Source organism: Bradyrhizobium sp. (assembly GCF_049798375.1).
Classification (GTDB): domain Bacteria; phylum Pseudomonadota; class Alphaproteobacteria; order Rhizobiales; family Xanthobacteraceae; genus Bradyrhizobium.
In genome coordinates, this window is sequence record NZ_JBARGP010000301.1 from 1 (window position 1) to 8,511 (window position 8,511).

General features: G+C 63.6%; 8 protein-coding genes. All 8 read right to left on the reverse strand.

Features of this window, described 5'->3' with window-relative positions:
- Positions 1-1,100, reverse strand: a 1,100-nt coding sequence (locus WA702_RS12910) for a UxaA family hydrolase (RefSeq protein WP_425110916.1), incomplete at its 3' end; no start/stop codon positions are given.
- A 118-nt stretch (positions 1,101-1,218) separates the two neighbouring features.
- Positions 1,219-1,998, reverse strand: coding sequence for an HpcH/HpaI aldolase family protein (locus WA702_RS12915; RefSeq protein ID WP_425110917.1), 780 nt, complete (start codon positions 1,996-1,998; stop codon positions 1,219-1,221).
- 121 nt (positions 1,999-2,119) lie between these two features.
- Positions 2,120-3,205 carry a malate/lactate/ureidoglycolate dehydrogenase gene (locus tag WA702_RS12920; protein WP_425110918.1) on the reverse strand — a complete coding sequence of 362 codons (1,086 nt, stop codon included), beginning with the start codon at positions 3,203-3,205 and terminating at the stop codon, positions 2,120-2,122.
- A gap of 19 nt (positions 3,206-3,224) precedes the next feature.
- A complete protein-coding gene (locus tag WA702_RS12925; protein WP_425110919.1) occupies positions 3,225-3,953 on the reverse strand; it encodes an ABC transporter ATP-binding protein in 729 nt (242 codons plus the stop codon).
- Positions 3,953-5,734, reverse strand: a complete 1,782-nt coding sequence (locus WA702_RS12930) for an ABC transporter permease subunit (protein WP_425110920.1) — start codon at positions 5,732-5,734, stop codon at positions 3,953-3,955. The genes WA702_RS12925 and WA702_RS12930 overlap by 1 nt, the downstream gene beginning before the upstream one ends.
- Complete coding sequence (locus WA702_RS12935) at positions 5,731-6,606, reverse strand: branched-chain amino acid ABC transporter permease (RefSeq protein WP_425110921.1); 876 nt, start codon at positions 6,604-6,606, stop codon at positions 5,731-5,733. The genes WA702_RS12930 and WA702_RS12935 overlap by 4 nt, the downstream gene beginning before the upstream one ends.
- A gap of 84 nt (positions 6,607-6,690) precedes the next feature.
- A complete protein-coding gene (locus WA702_RS12940) occupies positions 6,691-7,836 on the reverse strand; it encodes an ABC transporter substrate-binding protein (protein WP_425110922.1) in 1,146 nt (381 codons plus the stop codon).
- A 243-nt stretch (positions 7,837-8,079) separates the two neighbouring features.
- The coding region (gene hpaR / locus WA702_RS12945) for a homoprotocatechuate degradation operon regulator HpaR (protein WP_425110923.1) at positions 8,080-8,511 on the reverse strand (432 nt) is incomplete at its 5' end.

Consider the following 8,511-nt stretch of genomic DNA (forward strand, 5'->3'; position numbering starts at 1 on the left):
GACTTCTCGAGGATGGTGGTGAGGCCGCCGGCCTTGTTGCCCGGGCTTGGATTGGCATTCATCTCCGCGCCCTCGCGCTGGGTGTACTCTTCCCACCAGCGCATCAAGGCAACCAGCTTCTCGCCGACCTCGCGGCTGACCGCGCGCCGCGTCAACAGGTGCTCGGCGCCGTAGGTCTCCGGCGTCTCCGACAAGATCACCGTGCCGCCATGGCGCACCAAGAGATCGCTCGCTGCACCCAATGCAGGATTGGCCGAGACCCCCGAATAGCCGTCGGAGCCGCCGCATTGCAGGGCAACCGTCAACTCGCTGGCCGAGACGGTTTCGCGCCTGACCTTGTTGGCGTCTGCGAGCGCCTCCTTGACGAAGGCAATGCCGGCCTCGACGGTCTTGCGGGTGCCACCGACCTCCTGGATGTCCATCGCACGCAGCCGGCCGGCAAGCTTCTGCTCGTCCATCAACCCGCCGATCTGGTTGACCTCACAACCGAGGCCGAGCACGACGACGGCGGAAAAATTGACATGGCGCGCGTAGCCGCCGAGCGTCCGCCGCAGCAGCTTCAGCGGCTCGTCCTGGGTCATGCCACAACCGGTCTTGTGGGTCAGCGCCACCACGCCGTCGACGTTGGGGAAGTCGGCCAGCGGATTGTCGCCGGAGAACGGGTTCTTCTTGAAGACGTCAGCGACCAGGCTCGCGACATGCGCGCTGCAATTCACCGAGGTCAGGATGCCGATATAGTTGCGGGTGGCGACACGGCCGTCCGGACGGCGGATGCCCTCGAAGGTCGCGGGCAAATCGAAATTCGGCACCGGCTTGACGTCGACGCCGTAGGCATAGTCCTTGGCGAAATCGCCCATACCGCAATTCTGGGTATGCACATGCTGGCCGGGCGCGATCGGCGCGGTCGCGAAGCCGATGATCTGGCCGTAGCGCTTGATCGGCTCGCCCAGCGCGATCGGCCTGATGGCGACCTTGTGACCGGCCGGAATCCGCTCCGACGTCGTGACGCCGTCCGCGACGACGAGCCCCGGCGGCAGGCTCGCACGGGCGATCAGCACGCTGTCTTCGGGATGCAGGCGGATCACGGGGACCGGTGTCATGGTTGTGTCTCTCAGTTGAGTTTGTCGACGGAGCGGGACTAGGCGAATGGTGAGTGGCGAATAGCGAATAGCGAATAGAAGCTTCCCTACTCGCTACTCCCCATCCGCCATTCGCCCTTTACGCTTTGCCGCCGGAATCCTTGCGGGTCTGGTTCACCTGCATCTTGGCATAGGTCATCATCAGGCCGACCTCGTTCGAGAGCGTCACCAGCTTGAAGCCCATGTTGATGGCGCGCACTGCGCCCTCGGCGCCGCTGCAGTGGATGCCGGGGTTGAGGCCGCGCTTGCCGCACTCCTTGACGATCTTCTCGTAGATCTTGAGGATCTCCGGCTCGTCGCGATCGAGCTTCGGCACCAGGCCATAGGAGAAGCCGAGATCGGATGGGCCGACATAGACGCCGTCGATGCCCTCGACATCGAGGATCGCTTCCATGTTCTCGACCGCCGTTTTTGTCTCCATCATCGGCAGCAGCACGATCTCGTCATTGGCGGTCTTCTGATACTCGCCGGCGCCACCATACATGCCCGAGCGGATCGGGCCGTTGGAGCGCGTGCCCTTCGGCGGATATTTGGCATAGGAGACTAGGTTCCTCGCTTCCTGCGGCGTATTGACCATCGGGCAGATCACGCCATAGGCACCGCCATCGAGCACCTTGCCGATGACTCCGGGCTCGTTCCACGGCACACGCACCATCGGCGTCACCGGATGGCCGCCCATCGCTTGGAAGCATTGCACCATCGAGAGGTAGTCCTGGACGCCGTGCTGCATGTCGACGGTGACGCTGTCGAAACCGCATTGCGCCACCACTTCGGCCGAGAAGCCGGAGGGGATCGCGAGCCACGCGTTGACCACCGCCTTGCCTTCTGCCCAGACCTGCTTGACCTTGTTCTTTGCCACGTGTGCGTTCCTTCCTTGTTATCGAATGTGTTATTATTGTGCGGAGCTTGAACGACGAAGCACCCCAGCGTTGGGTACCATTCTGGATTGCTTCGCTGGCGCTCGCAATGACGACAACTGGTTAGCTCGTCGCCCGCTGGATGCTTGCCTCGCTGACGCCGACCTCGCGTGCCGTGTTCACTATCGCCGCCCAGGTGTCGTCCGGCAAGGGCACACCATTCTTGGTGCGCTCCGCACGCGTCGCCCGTTCGGTATCACCGGGGACCAGCACCTTGTCGACCCCGGCAACCGGCTTGGTGGCCCGGATGAAATCGGTATAGCGCGTGACCTCGCCGTCGAAGAAATGGGCGGGGTCGACCACCTTGGGGTCGATGTAGAACGCCAGCATGCCATTGGCGAAACGCCGGTCCGCCGAGGTCGCGCCGGTGCCGGTCAAGGCGCCGCCTAACAGCTCGCAGATGAAGGCGAGCCCTGAGCCCTTGTGGTCGCCGAAGGCACGGATCGCGCCGGTGCCCTTGGTGTGGTCGCGCGGACCATCCGGCTCATAGGGGCCGTACAGCACCGCGGGGTCCTCGCTTAGCGTGCCGTCGCTGTCGATCAGCGCGCCCTTGGGCAGCTTCTTGCCGCCGCGACTGGCGACAAGCACCTTGCCTTCGGCAACAATCGACGTGGCGAAATCGAGCACGATGGGATCCTGGCCCTCGCGTGGAATGCCGACGCAATAGGGCGCGGTCGACAACCGCTTCTCGACGCCGCCATAAGGTGCGACCAGCAGCGAGCCGGCGGCCGTCACGAAATGAATAGACACCAGGCCTTCGGCGGCGGCCATCTCGGCCCAGTCGCCGACACGGCCGAGATGTGCGGAATTGCGCAGTGCAAGCGCGGTCACGCCGGCCTTCTTGCACTTCTCGATGCCCAGCCTGACGGCCTGCGGCGTCACCGTCTGGCCATAGCCGAACTTACCGTCGACGACCACGAGCGACGGCGTATCGACCACGACCTCGGCGGTCTGGTTCGGCACGATCGAGCCCATCTTCTTCCATCTGATGTAGACGGGAACGCGAATCACGCCGTGGCTGTCATGCCCGGTCAGATTGGCCGTCGTGAGATAGGTCGCGATGCGCCGCGCCTCTTCAGCTGATGAATCCGCGTGCGCAAATACATCGGCAACGAAATCGATGAGGTTTTCAACCTTGATGGTGACCATGATAGCTCACAGTGTTGGATCAGACGGGCACTTTGGCGTGGCCGCCGAGATAGGCGGCGGCGATCGCCTCGTTGCCCCACAATTCGTCGGGCTTGCCACCCAGCACAATACGCCCGGTCTCCAGCACATAGCCATAGTCGGCTACGGATAGGCCCATGCGCGCATTCTGCTCGACAAGCAGGACGGTGGTGTTGCGGCGGATTTCCGAGATGATCTTGAACACCGCCTGCACGATAACGGGCGCAAGGCCGAGCGACGGCTCGTCGAGCAGCAGGAGCTTCGGCTTGGCCATCAGCCCGCGCGCCACCGCGACCATTTGAAGCTGACCGCCGGACAAGGTCCAGCCGAGCACGCCTGAGAACTTCCGGATGTCCGGGAACAGGTCGAACATCGCATCTGCCTCGCGGGACAGCTGCGCCTTCGATGCCCGGCGGTTGGAGGCGCCGAGCATGATGTTCTCTTTCACCGTCAGGCCGGGAAACACCCGCCGCCCTTCCGGCACGTGCGAGATGCCGAGCCGCACGATCGCCTCGGGTCCAAGTCCCGAGATGGTCTCGCCGTTGAATACGATCTCGCCAGAAGTCGGCTTCGAAAGACCCGAGATCGCACGCAAGGTGGTCGACTTGCCGGCGCCGTTGGCGCCGAGCAAGGTGACGACCTTGCCCTCCTCGACGCTGAAGGAGACGCCGCGCAGCGCTTCGATTTCGCCGTAGCGGACGACGAGGTTGCGGACTTCGAGCAACGCCATCATTCGCTCCCGAGATAGGCGGACATCACGTCGGGATGCCGCAGCACCGCCAGCGATTCGCCGTCCGCGATGCGGCGACCGAAATTGAGCACGGTGATGTGCTGAGCCGCCTCGGAGACCAGCGTCATATCGTGATCGATGATCAGGATGGTGAGGCCCTGTGCCGCGATGCGCTTGAGCAGCTCGTGCAGCTCGAGCTTCTCCGTCGAGTTGAGGCCTGCCGCGGGCTCGTCGAGCAGCAGCAAGGTCGGGTTCGAGGCGAGCGCGCGGGCGATCTCGATCAGCCGCTGGTGGCCGTAGGAGAAGCTCGTGATCAGCTCGTTGGCGCGGTTGCCGAGGCCGACGAAGGTTAGCGCCTCCATGGCGCGCTCGGTGAGCGCAGCCGCGCCCCCTGCCCCGATCATGGTGTTGCCGGGACGCTCGGCGCCGATCTCGACATTCTCCAGCGCCGTCATCGAGCGGAACAGGCGGATGTTCTGGAACGTGCGTCCCAAGCCCGAAGCGGTGCGCTGATGCGGCGGCATCGTGGTGATGTCGGTGCCGTCGAGCGTGATCGAGCCCGAGGTCGCCTTGTAGAGGCCGGAGAGCACGTTCAGCGTCGTGGTCTTGCCGGAGCCGTTCGGCCCGATCAGCGCGTGCACGCCGCCGCGCCTGACCGCGATATCGACATTGTCGACCGCCTTGAGGCCGCCGAAGTGCTTGGACAGGCCCTTGACCTCGAGCACGATGTCGCCGCCGACCGTGGCCGGCTTGAGCTGCAGCGGCTTGGCCGCCGGCGGCGCCTTGGTCTTGGCACGCCAGCGTTCGAAACCTGTCGTGACGAAGCCCCAGATGCCGTCGGGCATGAAGCGGATGATCAGGATCACGAACAGGCCGTAGATCGCGAGATACAGCCCCGGCACGCTCTTCAGGAAGCGCAGCCATTCCGGGATCAGGATCAGCAGGCCGGTGCCGATCACCGAGCCGATCGGCGACGCCACGCCGCCGAGCAGCGACATGGTCAGGAACACGATGGAATCGGCGAACGAGAACTGGTCCGGACTGACATAGGCGAAGCCACCCGCGAACAGGCCGCCGGCGAGACCACCGAGCACGGCGCAGATCGCAAACGCGTAGACCTTGGTCTTGAACACGTCGATGCCGTTGACGCCGGCGGCGAGCTCGTTGTCGCGCACCGCGCGCATGGCGCGGCCGATCCTGGTATCCGGCAAATGCCAGACCAGGTAGCCGACGATCGCAAGCATCGCAACGCAGAACGCCAGATAGCTTTGCGACGTCCTAAACAGCTCGGGCCGTCCGATGTTGGAAACGCCGTCCGGACCATGGGTGATGCCGATCGCGTTGATCATGACCAAGGTCACGATCTGCTGGAACGAGATCGTCACCATGGCGAGGTAATGGCCGCCGAGCCGCAGGGTCGATGCGCCGAGGAAGGCGCCCGCAACCAACGCCACGCCGCAGCCCGCAACCAGGCAGAGCCAATAGCTCATATGAAGATCGGCGGTGCCGAGCCCGACCGCATAGGCACCGAACCCGAAGAATGTCGCCTGCGCCAGGTTGATCTGGCCGCAGAGACCGAGCACGACGCAAAGCCCGAACACGGCGATCGAGAACGTGGTCGCCTGCAGCAGGATGTTGAGGACGTAGCCGTCGAAGCTCATGCTGGCGGCAACCGCCACCAGGATGGCAGCGGCGATGAAATACGGCACATGACGGACCAAGGCGAACCGCGTGCGCAGGACAGGCGTCGTTGCCTGCATGTTGTCGCTCCCCACGCTCATGCCTTCTCCGCCACGCGTTCGCCGAACAGCCCTTGCGGCCGGAGAATAAGGAAGGCGATCAGCACCAGGAAGGCGAAGCCGTCCTTGTAGGGCACTGAAATATAGGCGGCGCCAAACGTCTCGATCACCCCGATGGCGAGGCCGCCGATGATCGCCCCGGCAACGTCGCCAAAGCCGCCGATGATGGTGGCGGCAAAGGCCTTCAGCGCGATGGTCGATCCCATCTGGATCGACACGAACAGCACCGGCGCCACCAGGATGCCGGCGAGCCCGCCGAGTACGGCAGAGTAGATGAAGGTGATCATGATCATGCTGGTCACGGAGATGCCGAGCAGCGAGGCCATCTCCTTGTCCTGCGAGGTCGCCTGCAGCTTCTTGCCGAGCATCGTGTGCTCGAAGAACCAGTAGTTGAAGATCACCAGCGCGACCGTCACAGCGATGATCAGGAGATATTGGCTATCCAGATAGACCGGGCCGAGCTGGATGCCGGGCGTGTCGAACCAGCCCTGCAGCACCTGCGGCTGCGGCCCATAGATCGCCAGCACCGAATTGGCGAGCAGGATCGAGGCGCCGATGGTCGCGATGATGACAGGCAGATAGCTGCGGTGGCGCAGCGGGTAGTAGACGCCGAGATTGAAGATGACACCGAGCAGCGCCATGCCGGCGAGCGCGAGCAGGAACGACAGCCAGTAAGGCCAGCCGAGATCGACGGAGAACACCACCATCAGGTAGGCCGCGACCATGGAAAACTCGCCTTGCGCGAAGTTCACCACATTGGTGGCGCGGAAGATCAGCACGAAGCCGAGCGCCACCAGCGCGTAGACGGCACCAATGCCGATGCCCGTGAAGAGCAGTTGCAGAACGAGATCCATGAGAGGCCAGAAGACCTTTGAGGGTACAGATACCTTAGGGAACGACGCCGCCTCCCGCGCGATGCGGGAGGCCGTTGTCGCGGATCAGTTGTCGAATTCGATATGCTTGTCGAAGACGATCTTGCCCTTGTCATTCTTCACGATGTTATAGCCGTGCAGGCCATCGCCGTTCTGGTCGAAATTGTACTCGCCCTCGGCACCCGGGAACTTCTTGGTCGCCAGGATCGCCTCGCGGATCTTGCCGGGATCGGTCGAGCCGGCCTTGTTGATCGCCGCGGACAGCACGTTGATGGCGTCGTAGGTCCAGGAGCTCTGGTTGTCGGGCGCAACCTTGGTGGCGTCGCGATAGAGTTTGCCGAACGCCTTGGAGGCGTCGCTGGAATCCTCTGCATAATCGGCAACACCATAGGTGTTGTAGAGCGCGGGACCGGCGAGCTTCAGCGCGGTGATGTTGACGATCGAGGGCGAGCCAACCCAGGGGATGTTGACACCGAGCTGGCGCAGCTGCCGGGCAAAGATGCCAAGATCGTTCTCGAAGGTGAAGTAGGAACCGAGGATATCGGCGCCGGACTGCTTGATGGCGAGCACGACCGGGGTGAAATCCTGGCTGTTGTTAGCATAGCCCTGATCGAGCACCGAGGAGGCGCCGAGTTTTTCCAGCGCCGCGCTGAGCGCCTTGCCGCCGGCGGTCCCGAACGCGTCGGTCGAATGCAGCACGGCCCACTTCTTCTTGCCCAAGGTGTTGGTGCCGTATTCGGCGATCACGCCGCCGGAATAACTGTCATTGGGGCGGAAGCGGAACAGCCACTGATTGCCCATGTGGGTGAGGTTCGGGTCGGTCCCGCCGATCATCACCGGCTTGCCGAGCTTGAGCACGTCGGGCGCCATCGCATGCACCTGGGTGGAGCGGATCGAGCCCAGGAAAGCGACGATATCGGACTGCGAGGCGAGCTTGGAGAAGGCCAGCACGATGCCGGGATTGGTGGTCTGATCGTCCTCGACGATGAGTTCGGCCTGCTTGCCGAGGATGCCGCCGGCCTTGTTGACGGCATCAAGCGCAATCTTGGCGCCTTTGATCGCATATCCCCCGGATTCCGCGGCCGGGCCGGTCACCGGCGCGCACATGCCGATCTTGATGGTTGCGCCCTGCGCGCGGGCACGTCCGATGATGGCAGGCGCCGCAAGGCCGGCGACGATACCGGCCGCGAAATCACGTCTCGTCAAACTCATCTATGTCCTCCCTGACCGCGATTCTTGGGCGGTCTTCATTGATCTTCGCGTGTCGTCCGACCGCAGAGTCCAAGGCTGTTTAAGGGCTCTTGCGGCCGGAGTAAATTGCCAACCGACGATATCGACCACAGGCCACAATCACTCCGCTTCAATCATTAACGCCGCAATCAGCGCCTCATTCCCTGCTCAAGCGCTGGGCATGAACAGCTATGCGCCGGGGCTGGAGGGCTCATGCAAAAAACGTCATTCAGACGCATCGGAACGCGACGCCCGTCCGGCAAGGCTTACCTCCAGCTCGCCCAGCATCTTCTGCAATTCACCGAGCCTGCGGACGCCATAACGCGCGGCGATTTCCGCGTAGATCTCCTCTGAATGCGGCGCGACCTGCCCGATCAGCTTCAATCCCTTGGGCGCGATCGAGAGCACGCTGCGCCGCTGGTCACGCTCTACAAGTTTGCGTGTCACCAGGCCGCGCGCCTCCAGGTCGCGTAGGATACGTGACAGGCTCGGCCCGAGCAGGAAGGCGAGATGCGCAAGCTCCGTGACCTCGATGGCATCCACTGCGGCCAATGCCCGCAAGATCCGCCATTGCTGCTCGGTGAGATCATGCTTGCGCAAGGACGGCCGGAACTGCCGCATCACCGCCTCGCGTGCACGCAGCAGCGCCATCGGCAG